Annotated in this window: 19 protein-coding genes and 1 pseudogene; 15 read left to right on the top strand and 5 right to left on the bottom strand. The window is 69.3% G+C overall.

Features of this window, described 5'->3' with window-relative positions; genetic code table 11:
- Window positions 1-523 (bottom strand): annotated as a pseudogene (locus tag FV217_RS08000) (glycosyl transferase family 1); the annotation flags it as partial.
- Complete coding sequence (locus tag FV217_RS07995; RefSeq protein ID WP_246682739.1) at window positions 520-2,550, bottom strand: glycosyltransferase; 2,031 nt, start codon at window positions 2,548-2,550, stop codon at window positions 520-522. The pseudogene FV217_RS08000 and the gene FV217_RS07995, both read right to left, overlap by 4 nt.
- A 509-nt stretch (window positions 2,551-3,059) precedes the next feature.
- On the opposite strand from FV217_RS07995, the gene FV217_RS07990 reads away from it, so the two are divergent.
- The 6 genes from FV217_RS07990 to FV217_RS07965 all read left to right on the top strand — a co-directional run bounded on the left by FV217_RS07990 (window position 3,060) and on the right by FV217_RS07965 (window position 10,020).
- Window positions 3,060-3,533: a formate dehydrogenase subunit gamma gene (locus FV217_RS07990; protein ID WP_147816661.1), complete on the top strand. Its 474-nt coding sequence runs from the start codon at window positions 3,060-3,062 to the stop codon at window positions 3,531-3,533.
- Window positions 3,530-5,089, top strand: coding sequence for a formate dehydrogenase beta subunit (locus tag FV217_RS07985; protein WP_147816660.1), 1,560 nt, complete (start codon window positions 3,530-3,532; stop codon window positions 5,087-5,089). The genes FV217_RS07990 and FV217_RS07985 overlap by 4 nt, the downstream gene beginning before the upstream one ends.
- A gap of 10 nt (window positions 5,090-5,099) precedes the next feature.
- The gene (gene fdhF, locus FV217_RS07980) at window positions 5,100-7,961 is read left to right on the top strand and encodes a formate dehydrogenase subunit alpha (RefSeq protein WP_147816659.1); all 2,862 of its coding nucleotides are present in this window, start codon (window positions 5,100-5,102) and stop codon (window positions 7,959-7,961) included.
- 9 nt (window positions 7,962-7,970) lie between these two features.
- A complete protein-coding gene (locus tag FV217_RS07975) occupies window positions 7,971-8,261 on the top strand; it encodes a formate dehydrogenase subunit delta (protein WP_147816658.1) in 291 nt (96 codons plus the stop codon).
- A 105-nt stretch (window positions 8,262-8,366) separates the two neighbouring features.
- Window positions 8,367-9,302 (top strand): LysR family transcriptional regulator, encoded by a 936-nt coding sequence (locus tag FV217_RS07970; RefSeq protein ID WP_147816657.1) that lies wholly within the window; start codon window positions 8,367-8,369, stop codon window positions 9,300-9,302.
- A 145-nt stretch (window positions 9,303-9,447) separates the two neighbouring features.
- Window positions 9,448-10,020, top strand: a complete 573-nt coding sequence (locus tag FV217_RS07965; protein WP_147816656.1) for a helix-hairpin-helix domain-containing protein — start codon at window positions 9,448-9,450, stop codon at window positions 10,018-10,020.
- Window positions 10,021-10,058: 38 nt separating this feature from the next.
- Here the strand turns inward: FV217_RS07965 and FV217_RS07960 are convergent, their stop codons facing one another.
- On the bottom strand, window positions 10,059-10,439 hold the full coding sequence (locus FV217_RS07960; protein ID WP_147816655.1) for a hypothetical protein: 381 nt from the start codon (window positions 10,437-10,439) through the stop codon (window positions 10,059-10,061).
- A 620-nt stretch (window positions 10,440-11,059) separates the two neighbouring features.
- On the opposite strand from FV217_RS07960, the gene FV217_RS07955 reads away from it, so the two are divergent.
- Window positions 11,060-11,317 (top strand): hypothetical protein, encoded by a 258-nt coding sequence (locus FV217_RS07955; protein WP_147816654.1) that lies wholly within the window; start codon window positions 11,060-11,062, stop codon window positions 11,315-11,317.
- 127 nt (window positions 11,318-11,444) lie between these two features.
- Window positions 11,445-11,774 (top strand): hypothetical protein, encoded by a 330-nt coding sequence (locus FV217_RS07950; protein ID WP_147816653.1) that lies wholly within the window; start codon window positions 11,445-11,447, stop codon window positions 11,772-11,774.
- Here FV217_RS07950 and FV217_RS07945 read toward each other — a convergent pair.
- Complete coding sequence (locus FV217_RS07945; protein WP_147816652.1) at window positions 11,771-12,064, bottom strand: hypothetical protein; 294 nt, start codon at window positions 12,062-12,064, stop codon at window positions 11,771-11,773. The two genes, FV217_RS07950 and FV217_RS07945, sit on opposite strands and share 4 nt — an antisense overlap.
- A 270-nt stretch (window positions 12,065-12,334) precedes the next feature.
- On the opposite strand from FV217_RS07945, the gene FV217_RS07940 reads away from it, so the two are divergent.
- From FV217_RS07940 to FV217_RS07910, 7 genes are read left to right on the top strand one after another with little or no spacing between them, the layout of a single operon-like run.
- Complete coding sequence (locus FV217_RS07940) at window positions 12,335-12,799, top strand: Na+/H+ antiporter subunit E (protein WP_147816651.1); 465 nt, start codon at window positions 12,335-12,337, stop codon at window positions 12,797-12,799.
- Window positions 12,796-13,056 (top strand): hypothetical protein, encoded by a 261-nt coding sequence (locus FV217_RS07935; RefSeq protein WP_246682738.1) that lies wholly within the window; start codon window positions 12,796-12,798, stop codon window positions 13,054-13,056. Before FV217_RS07940 ends, FV217_RS07935 begins: the two co-directional genes overlap by 4 nt.
- Window positions 13,053-13,346, top strand: a complete 294-nt coding sequence (locus tag FV217_RS07930; protein WP_147816650.1) for a monovalent cation/H(+) antiporter subunit G — start codon at window positions 13,053-13,055, stop codon at window positions 13,344-13,346. The genes FV217_RS07935 and FV217_RS07930 overlap by 4 nt, the downstream gene beginning before the upstream one ends.
- Entirely contained in the window at window positions 13,343-13,594 is a 252-nt protein-coding gene (locus FV217_RS07925) for a DUF4040 domain-containing protein (protein ID WP_147816649.1), read from the top strand. The genes FV217_RS07930 and FV217_RS07925 overlap by 4 nt, the downstream gene beginning before the upstream one ends.
- Window positions 13,591-14,361 carry an MnhB domain-containing protein gene (locus FV217_RS07920; protein ID WP_147816648.1) on the top strand — a complete coding sequence of 257 codons (771 nt, stop codon included), beginning with the start codon at window positions 13,591-13,593 and terminating at the stop codon, window positions 14,359-14,361. Before FV217_RS07925 ends, FV217_RS07920 begins: the two co-directional genes overlap by 4 nt.
- Window positions 14,358-14,762, top strand: a complete 405-nt coding sequence (locus FV217_RS07915) for a cation:proton antiporter subunit C (RefSeq protein ID WP_187272478.1) — start codon at window positions 14,358-14,360, stop codon at window positions 14,760-14,762. The genes FV217_RS07920 and FV217_RS07915 overlap by 4 nt, the downstream gene beginning before the upstream one ends.
- Window positions 14,759-16,528, top strand: a complete 1,770-nt coding sequence (locus FV217_RS07910; RefSeq protein ID WP_246682737.1) for a proton-conducting transporter membrane subunit — start codon at window positions 14,759-14,761, stop codon at window positions 16,526-16,528. Before FV217_RS07915 ends, FV217_RS07910 begins: the two co-directional genes overlap by 4 nt.
- A gap of 88 nt (window positions 16,529-16,616) precedes the next feature.
- On the opposite strand, the gene FV217_RS07905 is transcribed toward FV217_RS07910, so the two are convergent.
- Window positions 16,617-16,799: a hypothetical protein gene (locus FV217_RS07905; protein ID WP_147816647.1), complete on the bottom strand. Its 183-nt coding sequence runs from the start codon at window positions 16,797-16,799 to the stop codon at window positions 16,617-16,619.
- Window positions 16,800-17,405: the final 606 nt, after the last annotated feature.

The raw sequence follows: 17,405 nt of genomic DNA, 5'->3' as shown, positions 1-17,405 counted from the left end.
CCACGTAGGCGGCCGGCCCGGCGAGGCCGGCGAGGCCGAAGACGTCGCGCACCGCCGGCCGCAGCAGCGCCACCAGGGCATCGCGGCGGCAGAGCCTGCGCAGATCCTCCCCGGTGGTCCGCGAATTCACCAGGAAGGTCCGGCCGAGGCGCATGGCGAGGGCGAAGCTCGGCGCCATGTAGGCCCGGGCGCGCCAGTTCAGGTCCTGCGGCCGGGTCAGCAGGAAGGTGTCGTGAATGTAGGTGACGCAGCGGCGTCCGAGCGCCAGCGCCAGCGGCCCGGGCGGGAAGCCGGGAAACACGAACAGGGCCGAGCGGTCGGCGAGCCCGCGCGCCGGCACGGCGATGTGCTGGTCGAGCATCATCCGCAGGAGGCTCGGGCTGCGCAGGGCCCGGACCTCGTGCGGCGCCAGCCGTTCGGGTGCGAACAGGTCGAGGGCGACCCGCTCGATGCCGGTGACATGCCCGCGCATGTTGGTCTGATCGATGTAGACGCGGCGGGGCAGGGCGGGACGCTCCGTCATCGCGAAACCGTCCGGCGGGAGGTGCCGCGGCGCAGGAGCGTGGCGGCGTAGAGGGTACGGCGCATCCAGAGCGGCATGCCGCGTCCGAACACGGCCTGTTTGGCCCGCCGCAGGTTGCGGACGATCGGGCGCGAAGGCGCGGCCACCAGTCCGGTCGCACCGGCATGGCGGTCCTTCGCGAAGGCGAATCGTCCGAGCATGGTCGGCCGGAACGTCAGCCGGGCGCGCGGCGCGACCGAGGGCATGCCGGCCCATCCGGCGAAGGCCTCGTGCAGCGAGATGGCCGCGGCGGCGTGGCTGAACCGGCTCTCCAGCACGATCCGCGCGAAGGCGCCGAGCCGGCGGCGGCGGGGCGCGTCCGCGATCAACGCCTCAAGGCCCTCGGCGAGCGTGCCTGTGCGCGGATCGACGAGGAGGCCCGTGACGCCGTCGATCACCGCCGAGGTGAGGCCGGTGGCCCGGTAGGCCACCGTCGGCGTCCCGCACAGGCCCGCTTCGATCGGCGTCTGCCCGAGGGTCTCGAGCCGGCTCGCCGTCAGGTAGACGTCGCAGGCGGCGTACCATTGCGCGAGGATCTCCTCGTCGCCGATCGGGCCGGGCGCGTGGAGGTTGGCGAGGCCGAACACGCTCGGGTCGTCGAGGCGCCCGACCGCGACGAAGCCGATGCCGGGCCGGGCGACCCGCGCCATGGTGGCGACGAGGTCGTCGAAACCCTTGTCGGGCGCATCCGCGATCACGGCGGCGAACAGCACGAGGATGTCGGTCTCGGGCAGGCCGAGCTGCCGCCGCAGGGCTGCACGGTCGCGGGGGCGAAACACGCCGGTCGGGAAGGCCAGTTGAACGGGTGCGATCGTGGTTCGGTCCGGCGCGAGCGCGCGGGCACGAGCCTCCGTCCAGTCCGAATTGGCCAGCAGCAGCGGGGCGGCGGACCCGGTGAGGAGCCGGCGCTTCCCGGCATGGGCGGCGGCGATGCGGGCCGGGCCAAGCTGCGGATATTCTGTCGGCGTCGGGCAGCGCGCGTCGCAGCCGGTGGCGATCACCGCGCAATCCTTGGGATGCGCGCAGCGTCCGGTCAGCGCGAAGAGGTCGTGCAGCGCGAGCGCCGTCGGCACTTCCGCCGCGAGGCGTTCGATCACGCCGCCGACGCGGGTCGCGCCGTGGAGGTTGCCCGCGAGCACGAGGTCGTGCCGTCCCGCCAGGATCGCGGACTCGGTCCGCGGGAAGGCGTCGGTCCATTCCGCCGCCGCGGGCGGGGATTCGTCGGCGAGCCGGACATGGGTGATGCGGTGGCCTGCCAGATCAAGCGCTTCGGCGAGCCGGCGATGGGCGATGCCGGCACCGCCGCCGTAGCCGAGATCGGTCAGCGAAACGACGGACAGGCCTGCGGCCGCGGTCTCGCCCGCCGGGTCGCGCCGGAGCAGGACCGGCCGCCCGATCCGCGACAGCCGGATGTCGGCAGCCGCGAGGCTCTGCCAGAGTACGGCCGAGGAAGGCGGAGGGTTCGTCTCGGTAAGCGCGAGGCGCAGCATCGCCGTGCGGGAGACCAGGATGTCCCCGCAGCCGGACCGGCCGCCTGCCTCCGACAGCGGTGCCGCCGGGTCGCCGAGCACGTCGAGACCGTGGACGCCGCGGTCGAACAGCACGCGGAGCCCTGCGACGGCGCCCGCGCCCGTCAGCACCGCTTCCAGGCAGAGGGCAGCGAGCGCGCCCGGCGCGAGCAGGTCGCCGGCCGCGAGCCAGAGCAGGAAGTCCGTGTTCGAACCGGCACAGGCGATGCCGATCGCTTTGCCGGCTTGCGATACGTCCCGGCAGAGGACGTGGCTCAGGCGCGGATAGGCTTGGGCCGCCACCGAGGCGAGCGTTGCCGCGTCTTCGGATTCTCCCGCCCCCGGCAGGATGACGACGACGATCTGCGGCCAGGGCCGTCCGTCCGGAAGCGTGTCGGGCAAGGGTGGACGCGGGCCGAGGGCGCCGGGCCAGTCGGCGATGCCGTGGTCGTCCTGAGACTGGATTGGCCCGTGGCTCATACCGGCTCGGTTCTCGGACGCGGTCGTCGGGAACCGCGCGGCAGGCCTCCGCGGCCATGACGTCTGGCCGAGACCATGCTGGGAGAACCGTAAAGAAAAGCCGTCATATCAATGGTTGCAGGCTTCGAGTCTTCGAGTCCTTCGCCGCTGGCAAACGCGAATGCGCGTCCGGGAGCGCCTCAGCGCTCGGGCTTGTCGTCCTCATGCATTCCCGTTCCGACCATGCTCTCGGTGCGTCCCTCTTCGACGGCGGCACGGTCTCGGCCGGCAAGACGCGGACCGCTGACCCCGATCGCTTCGGCATCGCAGTGGCAAAGTCATCGACGTGGCGAGATACGAGTACGCACGCGCGGTGATGCATCCGATGCCTGGCCTGAGGTCATGCAGCTGCTACGGCTCGATCGCGTCTGACAAAAATCTTTTGTCGCCCGACGGGTCCGTTTGATTGAATTATATCGCCTTTCCTGTTCAATTGGCTTTTAGAACAAGACCAATTTGGGTAGGAAAACATGTCGAGTCCCGAGCCTTGGAGCGCTTCGCGCGCGGCTGGGATCGTCGCCGAGCATAAGCACCTCGAAGGCGCGACGCTCCCGATCTTGCACGCCTTGCAGGAGGAATTTGGCTACGTCGACGAGGCCGCGGTGCCGATCATCGCCGACGCGCTGAACCTCTCGCGCGCCGAAGTGCATGGCTGCATCACGTTCTACCACGACTTCCGCAAGGCGCCGGCCGGACGCCAGCAGGTGAAGCTCTGCCGCGCCGAGGCCTGTCAGGCCATGGGTTCGGACCGGCTGCATGGCGAGATCCTGCAGCGTCTCGGCATCGACTGGCACGGCACCACCGCCGACGGCGAGGTCACGGTCGAGCCGGTCTATTGCCTCGGTCTCTGCTCCAACGGCCCTGCCGCGATGATCGGCGAGGAGCCCCTCGCGCGCCTCAGCGCCGACAGCCTGGACGCCGCTTTGAAGGAGTCCCGGGCATGAGCATTAAGATCTTCGTCCCCAAGGACGCCGTCGCCCTCGGCCTCGGCGCCAACCGCGTCGCCCGCGAGATCTTTTCCGGCGCCGAACAGCGCGGTCTCGACGTCGAGATCGTCCGCACCGGCACCCGCGGCATGCTCTGGCTCGAGCCGATGATCGAGGTCGCGACGCCGGAGGGCCGCATCGCCTACGGTCCTGTGACCCATGCCGACGTCGAAGGCCTGCTCGATGCCGGCCTGCATGAGGGCGGCGCGCATGCGCTGCGCCTCGGTAACCCGGAAGAGATTCCCTTCCTCAAGCGCCAGCACCGCCTGACCTTCCATCGCTGCGGCGTGGTCGATCCGGTCTCCGTCGAGGATTACCGGGCGCATGGCGGCTATCGCGGCCTCGAAGCCGCGCTGAAGCTCGAGCCGGCGAAAGTCGTCGAGCAGGTCAAGGATTCAGGGCTGCGCGGACGCGGCGGCGCCGGCTTCCCGGCCGGCATCAAGTGGAACACGGTGATGCTCGCCGAGAACGAGCGCAAATACGTGGTCTGCAACGCGGACGAAGGCGATTCCGGTACCTTCGCCGACCGCATCATGATGGAGGGCGACCCCTTCAACCTGATCGAGGGCATGACCATCGCCGCCGTCGCCGTCGGCGCGACCCGCGGCTACATCTATTGCCGTTCGGAATACCCGCAGGCGTTCCGCACCATGCGCGACGCCATCGCCAACGGCGTCAAGGCGGGCACCCTCGGCGAGAACATCCTGGGCTCCGGCAAGACCTTCCACCTGGAGGTTCGCCTCGGGGCCGGCGCCTATATCTGCGGCGAGGAGACCTCGCTGCTGGAGAGCCTGGAGGGCCGCCGCGGGCTCGTGCGCGCCAAGCCGCCGATCCCGGCCCTCAAGGGCTTCATGGGCAAGCCGACGCTGGTCAACAACGTCATGACCTTCACGGCGGTGCCGTGGATCCTGGAGCACGGCGCCAAGGCCTATGCCGAGTACGGCATGGGCCGCTCGCTCGGCACGCTGCCGATCCAGCTTGCCGGCAACATCAAGCAGGGTGGCCTGATCGAGTACGCCTTCGGCATCACGATCCGCGAGATCATCGAGGATTTCGGTGGCGGCACCTTCTCCGGCCGGCCGGTGCGGGCGGTGCAGGTCGGCGGCCCCCTCGGCGCCTACTTCCCCGACAACCTCCTCGATACGCCGCTGGACTACGAGAAGATGGCGGCGGCCAAGGGCCTCGTCGGGCATGGCGGCATCGTCGTGTTTGACGACACCGTCGACATGGCCAAGCAAGCGCGCTTCGCCTTCGAGTTCTGCGCCACCGAATCCTGCGGCAAGTGCACCCCCTGCCGCATCGGCGCGACGCGCGGCGTCGAGACCATGGACAAGGTCATCGCGGGCAACCGCCCCGAGGCCAACATCGAGCTGGTCAAGGATCTCTGCGAGATCATGACCGACGGATCGCTCTGCGCCATGGGCGGGTTGACCCCCATGCCGGTGATGAGCGCGATCACGCATTTCCCCGAAGATTTTACGCGCGGCAGCTCGCTGCCGATCGCGGCCGAGTGAGGAAGCAGCCATGAGCCTCATCAAGGAAATCGACTACGGCACGCCGATCCGCGTCAGCGAGAAGACGGTGAGCCTGACCATCGACGGCGAGACCGTCACCGTGCCCGCGGGCACCTCGGTGATGTCGGCTGCGATGCACATGGGCACCAAGATCCCGAAGCTCTGCGCGACGGATTCGCTGGAGCCGTTCGGGTCCTGCCGGATGTGCCTCGTCGAGATCGAGGGCCGCCGCGGCACGCCGGCCTCCTGCACCACGCCGGCCGAGGACGGCATGGTGGTGAAGACACAGACGGACAAGCTGCACCGCCTGCGTAAGGGCGTGATGGAGCTCTACATCTCCGACCACCCGCTCGACTGCCTGTCCTGCGCGGCCAACGGCGATTGCGAGCTGCAGGACACGGCGGGCCAAGTCGGCCTGCGCGGCGTCCGCTACGGCTACGACGGCGAGAACCACGTCAAGCCGACCTCCGAGAAGTACCTGCCGAAGGACGAGTCGAACCCTTACTTCACCTACGATCCCTCGAAGTGCATCGTCTGCAACCGCTGCGTCCGCGCCTGCGAGGAGACGCAGGGAACCTTCGCGCTGACGATCTCGGGCCGCGGCTTCGACAGCCGCGTGGCGGCGGGTCCGACCAACTTCATGCAGTCCGAATGCGTGTCTTGCGGCGCCTGCGTCCAGGCCTGCCCGACCGCGACCCTGCAGGAGAAGTCGGTCCACGAGTTCGGCCAGCCCGATCACTCGGCCGTGACCACCTGCGCCTATTGCGGCGTCGGCTGCTCGTTCAAGGCCGAGATGCAGGGCGACAAGGTCATCCGCATGGTGCCGTTCAAGGACGGCAAGGCCAACGAGGGCCATAGCTGCGTCAAGGGCCGCTTCGCCTACGGCTACTCGACCCACAAGGACCGCATCACCAAGCCGATGATCCGCGACAAGATCACGGACCCCTGGCAGGAAGTCTCGTGGGAGGTCGCGATCGATCGCGCCGCCTCCGAGTTCAAGCGAATCCAGGCGAAGTACGGCAAGGACTCGGTCGGCGGCATCACCTCGTCGCGCTGCACCAACGAGGAGGCCTACCTCGTCCAGAAGCTCGTGCGCGCCGCCTTCGGCAACAACAACGTCGATACCTGCGCCCGCGTCTGCCATTCGCCGACCGGCTACGGCCTGATGTCGACGCTCGGCACCTCGGCCGGCACGCAGGACTTCAAATCCGTCGAGAAGTCCGACGTGATCCTCGTCATCGGCGCGAACCCGACCGACGGCCACCCGGTCTTCGCCTCGCGCATGAAGAAGCGCATCCGCGAGGGCGCCCGGCTCATCGTCGCAGATCCGCGCAAGATCGACCTCGTGAAGTCGCCGCACATCAAGGCCGATTACCACCTGCCGCTGAAGCCCGGCTCCAACGTCGCGTTCATCAATGCCTTCGCCCACGTCATCGTCACCGAAGGCCTGATCGACGAGGCTTACGTCCGCGAGCGCTGCGACCTCGCCGAGTTCGAATCCTGGGCCCGGTTCATCGCCGAGGAGCGCAACTCGCCGGAATCGGCCGAGGCCTTCACCGGCGTCAATGCAGCGGACCTGCGCGCCGCGGCGCGCCTCTACGCCACCGGCGGCAACGGTGCGATCTATTACGGCCTCGGCGTCACCGAGCACAGCCAGGGCTCGACCATGGTCATGGGCATGGCCAACATCGCCATGGCCACCGGCAACATCGGCATGGTCGGCGCCGGCGTGAACCCGCTGCGCGGCCAGAACAACGTGCAGGGCTCCTGCGACATGGGCTCGTTCCCGCACGAGCTGCCTGGCTACCGCCACGTCTCGGACGATTCCACCCGCGAGAGCTTCGAGGCCCTGTGGGGCGCAAAGCTCGACAACGCGCCGGGCCTGCGCATCACCAACATGCTCGACGAGGCCGTCGATGGCGCCTTCAAGGGCATGTACATCCAGGGCGAGGACATCGCGCAGTCGGACCCCGACACGCATCACGTCACCTCCGGCCTCATGGCCATGGAGTGCATCGTGATCCAGGATCTGTTCCTGAACGAGACCGCGAAATACGCCCACGTCTTCCTGCCGGGCGCCTCGTTCCTCGAGAAGGACGGCACCTTCACTAATGCCGAGCGCCGCATCTCCCGCGTGCGCAAGGTCATGGCGCCCAAGGGCGGCTACGGCGACTGGGAGGGCACGGTGCTGCTCTCCAACGCGCTGGGCTACAAGATGGAGTACAACCACCCCTCCGAGATCATGGACGAGATCGCGGCGCTGACCCCGAGCTTCGCCGGCGTCAGCTTCGCCAAGCTCGACGAACTCGGCTCGATCCAGTGGCCGTGCAACGACAAGGCGCCCCAGGGCACCCCGATGATGCACGTCGACCGGTTCGTGCGCGGCAAGGGCCGCTTCATGATCACGGAATACGTCGCCACCGAGGAGCGCACGGGGGCGAAGTTCCCGCTGATCCTGACCACCGGCCGTATCCTGTCGCAGTATAATGTCGGCGCGCAGACCCGCCGCACGGAGAACTCGCGCTGGCACGAGGAGGACGTGCTGGAGATCCATCCGTTCGACGCGGAGGTGCGCGGCATCGTCAACGACGATCTCGTCGCCCTGGAGAGCCGCTCGGGCGACATCGCGCTCAGGGCCAAGATCACCGAGCGCATGCAGCCGGGCGTGGTTTACACGACCTTCCACCACGCCAAGACCGGCGCCAACGTGATCACCACCGACTTCTCGGACTGGGCTACCAATTGCCCCGAGTACAAGGTGACCGCGGTCCAGGTCCGCCGCACCAACCGCCCGTCCGATTGGCAGGCGCGGTTCTACGAGGAGGATTTCTCGTTGACGCGCATCGCCGAAGCCCAGCAGGCGGCGGAGTAAGCCCCGGCGATGAGTGCGCTCACCAACGATGAAAAGCTCGTCCGCATGGCGAACCAGATCGCCACGTTCTTCCGGACCTATCCGGAGGACGAGGCGGTCGCGGGCATCCACAAGCACCTCGTCGCCTTCTGGGCGCCGAAGATGATCCGCGCGCTCACGGCGTATTTGCCGGCGGGGGGCGACAAGGTCGATCCGCTGGTGGTCAAGGCACTTTCGGAGGAGCCGAAATCCGAGAGCCCGGTGCGGCCCGCCACGCGCGATCCGCAGCTCGTCGGCGAGGGCGCCAGCGACGCGGGCTGACCCCGACGCTCAACAGGCCGCGCCAAGCAGCCTGTTGAGCGCACCACGGCATCGCTCTACCACCGTCGGGTCCGCGCCTGCGGGCGGGCCGGCGCGGTGGACGGGGTGATCGAGAAGCTGGACTACCTGCTCGCGCTCTCCCGCGAAGAGCATTTCGGGCGGGCTGCGGAAGCCTGCAACGTCACGCAGCAGACCCTGTCCGCCGGCGTGAAGCAGCTGGAGAACCGCTTCGGCGTGCAACTCGTGCTGCGCGGCTCGCGCTTCCAGGGCTTTACGCCGGAGGGCGAGCGGGTGCTGGCCTGGGCCCGCCGCATCGTCGCCGACGCCCGCGCCATGCACGAGGACGTCTCGTCCCTGAAGCGCGGACTGACCGGCAACCTGCGCATCGCTGCGGTTCCGACCGCGCTGCCGATGGTCGCCGCGCTGACAACGCCCTACCGCAAGCGCCATCCCGGCGTACGCTTCACCATCGAATCGACGACCTCGGCCGACATCTTCCAGCTGCTCGACGATCTCGAGGCCGATGCCGGCCTGACCTATCTCGACAACGAGCCGACAGGCCGGGTGATCGCGGTCCCGCTCTATACCGAGCATTATCGTCTGCTCACGGCAGCCGGCGGCCCCTACGACGACCGTGACTCGATCACCTGGGCGGAGGCTGGGCGTATGCCGCTCTGCCTGCTGACGCCTAACATGCAGAACCGGCGCATCATCGACCAGCAGCTCCGTGCCGCGGGGGGCGAGCCGGCCCCGACCCTCGAATCGAACTCGATGATCGTACTGATGACCCATGTGCGCACCCTTCAATGGGCGAGCATCATGCCGGCGATTCTCGCCGACGCCCTGGGGCCGACGGAGGGTGTGCGCTCGATCCCGATCGTCGAGCCGGATCTGACGCATGTGATCGGCCTCGTCGCGCCACGCCGGGACCCTGCGACGCCGATGGTGACGGCCCTCGTCGCCGTGGCGCGAACCATCGCGGGCACCCTCGACGGCACCGGATCCAGCGGCGTGCGCCGGGCCGGAATCAAGCGGAGCTGACATCCGCAAATCCGGCTCGGACCGGGACTGTGTCGGCCGCGAACCGTTTGCCGGCCGGGGTGGCGTCGATCGGTGGTCTGCCAGATAAGCCCGTGCAGACGCGCGTGTCGCGCCCGACCCTCCAAGAAGGACTCGATTGCCGCCTATGAAGGCTTCCACGCTGTTTCTCGGGTTCACCCTCGTGGCGCTGGCCGCGGCGCTCGCCGGTTTGTGGCAGGCCTTCGGTCCCCGCTCCGCGACGACGCAGGCCGCCGTGCCGCCGCCCACCGTCGAAGCGCCGGCCCGTCGGCCGAAGCCGATGGAGCCGACGCTCGCCGAGCCGACGGAGCCCGGCGTGCGCTCTGTCTATCCGGGCGGCCGGCCGACGGCGGCGGCTCGGCCCCAATCGCCCGAGAGTGCGCCCCCGCCCGCAATGAGCCGGCAGGCACCCGTGGACACCGCACCTGCGCCGGCCGCGCCGGCACCGGAGCGTTCCGCCGCGCTCACGCCGCCCAGTCCCGACACGCCCGCCGAAGCGCCGATCGAGGCACCGGTAGCCGGCGAAGGTATCGACTTGAACACCGCGCCGGTGGAGGCGCTCAACGCGCTCGGCGCCGGGATGATCGGAAAGACGATCATCGCCAACCGGCCCTATGCCGCCCCCGAGGAGCTGCTCACGCGGCGCGTGCTCAAACGCCAGGACTACGAGACCATCAAGCCGAACGTCGTCGTGCGATAGGGAGGCTGCCGGGTGCTTGCCCCGGCGGCACGGGTCGTTCAGTGCAGGGCGAGCGAGGGACGAGGCGCTTCGGCTCCCGGCACCGACGGATCGGCGGCGGCGGACAGCCTCAGCGCATCGGCCGCCCGATGAATGCGCAGCTCCGCTTCCGTGGCGCGGGCTTCGAGCATCTCGGCCAGCCGTTCGCCGGCCTCGACCTGCTCGCGCAGGGAGCGGATCGTCTCGGCTGATGCCTGCGCGGTCTCCTCGGCCTGGTCCAGCTCGGTCTGCAGGGCTGCGTTCTCATCGGACAGCGCGTCGAGCATCAGGCTCATCCGCTCCGCCCGGCTCTCGGCCTGCGCCGTGCGCGCGTTGGCGGCGCCGACGCGCTCGACGACCATCGTCAGCAGCCCGAGCAGCTCCTGCATCCTGGCCTTCATCGAGGGATCTCCCGCAGCCGTTGTACCCCGCCGCACGCGACACAATCCATGGCATGCGCGATCGTGCTCGGCCAAGCTTCTGCCTTCGAAATCCCGTATTGCCGTCGATGCGGGTTGCGCTGCGGTCACGAATGGCTAAGCTTCTTTTGCGCTCCGGCGCTTTCGACCACCGATTCGACGGGGAGAGCCCCATGCTCGACGGGACGTGTCCGAAGCAGGACCGCGCCGACCCGGCGCTTCGCGACCCTGGGGGCTGATGCCTCAGCCAGGTTCGCAACCGGCCTTCTGGCTGAATCGTGTTCTCGAAACGCCGGATGAAACCCGGCGCTCGGAAACGCATTGACGCTCACACCCTGAATCCGTCCGCGGGTTCTCGTCGGGTCGCGCATGCGCCCCGGCCTTCATGAGCGAGGCGTTCGCGTTTCCGGCATGCCGGGCCGCGAGCGCAGAAGACTGTGTGCAACGATCCGTCCGGCTGCCGTCGACGTCATCAGGACGTCGCTGGCGGCAGGTGTGTGTCGGGTCCGGGCACGATCTGCCGGCGCCGGCCGGGTTACGACCCGCTGCGCAACCGTATCCGCGTCCCACCCCCTTGAGACTTCCCGAACGAAGGAGCCAGCATGCCCCTGCATTCCCGACGTCTTCTGAACAAGGCTGCCGTCGCCATCGAAGGCCGCATCTCGATCAAGCAAAATCCGGACCGCGACTGGCCGCGCGACCATGCCCGCCTCCGCGTTCTCGAACGGAACGGCAACCTGCGCTGGGTCGGCACCCAGGCCGGGCCGCATCTCGGCGGCACCTTCGCAACCTGGCAGATCACCGACGAGGGCCGCCATCGCGTCGCCGCCTGGGAGCCGCCGGTCCTCGAGATCGGATGATCGGGACCTGACGGAGCGGACGATCGCGGATTACCCCACGACCGTCCTCTTCGCCGGCCCTGAGACATCGCCCCGAAATGAGCGAATTCACCCGGCACCGTCGGCGCGAGTCGGTGGAGATGTCTTCATGCGGATGACGATCGGTGTGGCGGTGCTGCTCGCGGGTTGCGCCGGCGTCTCGGCGCAGGACGTGGATACGGGCCCCCGCCCGTCGGGCGGCCTGTCGCCGCTGCGGGCCGCGCCCTCGGCCCTGCCGCGGGCGAACGAAGACGCGCTCAACCGGCAGGTCGCCATGGACAGGCGCATGGATGCACGCACCAAGCGCGTGATCGGATCGGTCTGCCTGGGCTGCGGCGGCGCCGAGCGCCGGACGCACGGCAGGTCCGGCAACGGGGCGACAGACCCGGCGGCGGGCGAGGCCCCGGTCGCCGATCCGGCGGAGGCTCCGCTGGATTAGGCCGCACTCGCCGTGTCGGGGGCTTTCATTCCGGCCGGTGACGAGCGGAACAGTGCCGTGCAGGCCGTGTCGCGGTGCATGCTCAGGATCGAGGCGCGGTCGATGTCGGGATTGGCCGCGAGCACGCGGCGCACATCCTCGACGACCTTCTGGTAGCGCACCGGATCGTAGTCCTTCTCCAGCGGGCTGACGGCAATATAGGCCTCGACGACGAGGATACGTTCGCAGCGGTCGTGATCGAGTTCGACTGCGATCCAGGCGGATTTGATGAGACGGTTGGCGGCGAGCATGGGCGTTCCTCCAAGGCTGGAGCGCTTTCCGGCGACGGAGCTGCCGGTTCGTCGGCAGAAAGCGCGGCTCCCGTGGCCGCTTCTGTGGCGGCGTGTCGGGCAAGCATGAACCCTGCCGGATCAGGTGCCAAGGGTCATGCCCGGACCGATCACTGATTTCAGGGCCGTTCTGTTCTTGAGGCTGCCGGGCCTGGCCGGTCGGGACAGTGCGGAACCGTTCGAGGACAAGTCCGTTGCAGATCGCGAGCGTTGCCGGAGCGGGTCCGCCGGATGGTCGAGCTGGGTCGTGTCTGGGTCGTGCTCGCGGGCGTCTATCTCGTCCTCGCCGGTAGCCTGAATGTGAACGAGGTCGGCGCGGCCGTCCTCTGCGGGGGCCTCGGGGCGATCTGGGTCTGGCAGATCGGCCGTTGCGGCGATCATCACCTCGTGATCCGCGCCTCCGCCTTGAAACCGCTCCTGACCGCTCTCGCGAGACTGCCCGGAGAGACGTGGCGTGTGGGTGTCCACCTGATGCGGGCCATCGTGCGGGGCGACGTCGCCGGGGAGGACCGGGCGATGACGTCGGCTCGCGCCGCGCACTGTCCCCTCGACGGCGAGGGCCCACAGGTGGCCGGTGCCCGCGCCATCGCCGTGCTGGCGACCTCGCTGTCGCCGGACACCTACGTGCTGCGGCTCGAACCGGACCGCGGCTGGATCCGCGTCCACGCGATCCTGCCCACGGATGGCCGCGCGTGAATCCGCCGCTGCTCTGGGTCGCCGCGCTCTGCGCGCTGCTGCCGCCTCTGGGCATGGCCGTCGCGGCGGCCCTGCGCGGCACCATCGCGCAACGCTTCGCGGCCGCGCAGCTCGCGACCACGGTGACGGTGTTCGCCGTCGTGCTCACCACCTTCGCCATCGACCAGCCGTCTTCGATCGATCTCGCGATCGCCCTGGCGCTGCTCGGCCTGCCGGGCTCGCTCCTCGTTGCGGTCTTCGTGGAACGCTGGCTGTGAGCGGCAGCAATCTCCTGCTTTGGGCCGTCCTCGTCCCGACCGTCGCGTCGGTCTGGCTCGGCTGCCTCGCGACCCTGCGCCTGCCGACGGCGCTCGACCGTCTGCATGCGGTGAGCTTCGTCAACATCGCCGGAGGCGGAGGCCTGACCCTCGCCTGCTTCGTCGCCGACGGCGTCTCGGTACGCTCGATGAAGGTGCTCGGCCTGACGCTCCTGTTGATCGTCGCGGGCGCGGCGCTGTCGCACGCCACCGGCCGCGCGCTTTTGATCCGCGAGGGCCGCAAGGCGTGAGCGTGCTGCTCGCCCTGCTCCTGCTGCTCGCGGCGGTGACCGGCACCTGCATCGTGCTGGTGCGCGAGCCGCGCCGGCAGGTTTTCGCCATCTCCGTCAACGGGCTGGTGCTGACGCTGCTCTTCCTGGCGCTCCAGGCGCCCGACGTCGCGCTGTCGGAGCTCGCCGTCGGCACCGTCGTGGTGCCGCTGCTCTTCCTCGTCGCCATCGCCTCGGTGCGCACCAGCCGGCGGGGGGATGACGCGTGAGCCTGCGCTTGCGTCTGATCCTGCTCGGGCTCGCCACCCTGGTTCTGGTGCCGTGCTTCGGCTCGGTGATCGGGCACATCCCCGGCTTCGGCAGCGAGATCCCGGCCTATGGCGAGTTGATCAACCAGATCGGGCCGGCCGAAAGGCGGGTCGCCAACATGGTCAGCGCGATCAACTTCGACATTCGCGGACTCGATACGCTGGGCGAAGAGTTCATGCTGCTCGCGGCCATCGCCGGCACGGTCGTGCTGCTGCGCGGCCAGCGCGGCACTGATACCGCCGACACGGCGATCCGCCTGCCCGGCAGGCCTCTCGTGCCGCGGGCCGAGGCCGTGACGCTCGTCTGCCGGATTTTCGGACCGCTGATCGCGGTGTTCGGCCTCTACATCGTGCTGCACGCCACGGTGACCCCGGGCGGCGGCTTCCAGGGCGGCGTCATCCTCGCATCGGGCACGATGCTGATCTACCTCGGCGAGGGCTATGCCGGCTGGCGGCGCAGCGTGCTCAGCGGCTGGCTCGACGCCATGGAGGGCGGCGGCGCGCTGGTCTTCACGCTCTGCGGGCTCGGCCCGATGCTCGTCGGCGCGGCCTTCATGGAGAATGTGCTGCCGCTCGGGACCTACAAAAATATGCTCTCCGGCGGCCTGATCCTCATCGAGAATCTCGGCGTGGCGCTCGCCGTCACCGGCGGTTTCACGCAACTTTTCCTGGAGTTCATGGAGGAGACGCGCGAGCCGGCCGAGGGCGAGGATACGCCGAGCGAATGACTCCCATCATGAGCGGCCTGCCCTTCGTCGTCGCCGCCTGGCTGTTTACGGTCGGGCTCTACGGCATCGTCACGAGCCGCAACTACATCCACCTCGTCGGCTGTCTCGGGGTCTGCCAGTCGGCGACCTACGTGCTGCTGCTCGCGGTCGGCTATCGCTGGGATTCCGTCGCCCCGATCTTCTACGACCACCCGCCCGGGACACCCGCGGTCGACCCGGTGGTTCAGGCGCTGGTCCTCACCGACATCGTTGTCGGCGCGACCCTGACGGCGCTGCTCCTGGTCATGGCGATCCAGGTGCACAAGCGCCGCGGCACCCTCGACCCGGAAGAGCTCGCCCCGATGCAGGAGCAGCAGGCGACGGATGCCTGCAAGGGTCGGATCGAAAGACCGCAACGGTGAGCCTCCTCGACGCGATCCCGAGCAGCGTGCTGCCGCCGCTGCCGGTGGCGATCCCGCTCGCGGTCTGCGCCCTGATCCTGATGCTGTCGAAGCGCCTGCATCACTACATGCCCGACATCCTCGCGACGATCACGGCGCTCGTCGCCTCGGGGCTCTGCGTGCTGATCGCGCTGCGCGCAACCGAATCCGGACCGCTGGTCTACTGGTTCGGCGGCTGGACGCCGCGGGACGGGCATGCGGTGGGCATCGGCTTTCAGATCGATGCGGCCAGCGCCTGGATCGCGGCCTTCATCGGCCTGCTCTACGCCGCCGCCTTCGTCTTCGCCTGGGGCTACTTCACCAACGTGCACGGGCACTTCCAGGTGCTGATGCTGCTGTTTCTCGCGGCGATGACCGGCTTCTGCTTCACCCGCGACCTGTTCAACCTGTTCGTCTGGTTCGAGGTGATGTCGGTGGCGGCCTTCGCGCTCACCGCCTACCGGCTCGAGGGCTCGGCGCTCTCGGGCGCGCTGAACTTCACGGTCACCAACAGCCTCGCCGGCTTCATGATGCTCGGCGGCATCGGCCTGATCTACGCCCGTGCCGGCACCCTCGATTTCGAGGGCCTGCGGTTGGCGGTGGCGGCGAATGCCCGCGATCCGGTCGTGGCCGCCGCCTTCTGCCTGATCGCGGTGGCGCTGATGATCAAGGCCGCGATGGTGCCGTTCCAGTTCTGGCTCGCCGACGCCCATGCGGTCGCGCCGAGCCCGGTCTCGGTGATCTTTTCCGGCGCGATGGTCTCGCTCGGCTTGTTCGGTCTCGCCAAGCTGACCTGGGTCGTGTTCTCCGGCAGCGACCGCATCATGGCGGCGCTTGCGGACGCGATGATCGGGCTCGGCTCGCTCACCGCGATCCTTGGTGGGGTGATGGCGTTGCGCCAGCGCCACCTCAAGCGGATGCTGGCCTTCTCGACGATCAGCCATGCCGGCATCATGATCCTCGGCATCGGCGTGCTCTCGCAGGCCGGTGCCGGCGGGTTGCTCGTTTATCTCGTCGGCCACGGGCTGGTGAAGGGCGCGCTGTTCATGGTGGCCGGCATCCTGCTCGCCACCCGTGCCAGCATCGACGAGATCGGCCTGCGCGGCCTCGGGCGCGGCATCGAGCCGGCCGGCATCGCCATGGCGCTCGGCGGGCTGCTGCTCGCTGGGCTTCCCGTCGGGCTGCTCGACCAGGGCACGCATCTGATGCAGGGCGCGCTGGACGAGCGCGGCCACCGCGTCGCACTGGTCGCTACCGTCCTCGGCTGCGGCCTGACCGGGGCGGCGGTGTTGCGCGGGGCCGGCCGGATCTTCCTCGGCTGGGGCGCGGTCGCGGGCGACGAGGCGCGCGCCCCGAGCGAGGATGAGCAGGAGAAGGCGGACCGCCCGCTCTGGCTGATGCTGGCGCCCTGCCTTGTCCTGCTGGCTCTCAACCTCGCCGCGCCCGCCGGGCCGGTCGAAGACCTCGTGCGTAACGCCGTGCCGAATTTTCTGCACTTGACCGAGCCGCAAGCCGCGCTGCCGCACGGCATCGCCTGGCTGCCCTGGCTCTCGGTGGTGCTGGCCGTCGCGCTGGCCGGCTACGACCTCTCGCGCGGCCATCTGCCGAGGGCCTTGCTGAAGCTCGGCGGCGCTACGGCCAGCCCGTTCCGCCTGCTCGACGTGGCCCATAGCGGGCTCATCGGCGACTACGTCACCTGGATCGTCGTCGGCCTGGCCCTGCTCGCCGGCCGGCTCGCCCTGGCCTGAGCCCGCTCACGAGAGCGGCCCGGCTCCGAGGCGACGGAGCGGGCCGAGTGGATGCGGGGACGAGCCCTGACGACGTCAGTGCACCTGGTCAGTGCGCCTGGGCGGTCCGCATCGGCGCGAAGGTGACCACGTTGTCGTTGCTCGAAGGCTCGGGGGCCGGCTTGCCGGGCTCGTCCTTCGCGGCCTGATTGTGGCCGATCCAGCGCACGACCTTCTCGTCGCTGTGCCGGACGAGGCGGCGGCTGCGCTGCCGTGCCGCCCACGCGGGCAATGTCTCCAGATATCGCATCGGTCCCAACCCCATCGCCGTCGATGATCCGTCAAAGCATGCGAAATTGCGTGTTTCATCACCCAGATGGGGGATGCGGCGACGTCCCGGACGTGCGTCGACGCGCGATGCGCGAGAATGGGGTGTGGTGTGACCACGATGCCGACGCCGTGTGGCACCGCCGGGCGCGCGCCCGCGATTCCCGATCCGAGCCGGCCTGATGTGACGCGGCGGCGCAATTCGTCGGCTTCGGCGCTGGGCGCAGGGCCGCCGGAAACATTCGGGAATCATTCGCGGCGTAGCTTGACCATTACGAAGCGCCCCGAGATCCCCCCAGTCGGGTCGCGGAGTGGTCGGCGGACCTGACGGGGCTTTTCAGCTCCGCCGGTCCGTCGGCTCCGCCTTGCGCGACGTGCCTGCAGTCCGATCCGGCCACGCACAGCTGTGCTGCTCCCCGTCGCCGCGTCCGAGGGAGCCGTTCGCCCCGGCCGCAGACCGATCCCGGCGCAAAGCCTTAGAATCGTTCCATGAAATTCCTGTTGCGGGGTGCCCGAGCGGGCTGGTACCGCACGATCCACGCTGGCGTGGATGCCGACGGATCGCCCGAGC

The sequence above is a fragment of the Methylobacterium sp. WL9 genome, assembly GCF_008040035.1.
GTDB classification, from domain to species: Bacteria; Pseudomonadota; Alphaproteobacteria; order Rhizobiales; family Beijerinckiaceae; genus Methylobacterium; species Methylobacterium thuringiense.
This window is presented reverse-complemented; position numbering and strand designations above follow the sequence as displayed.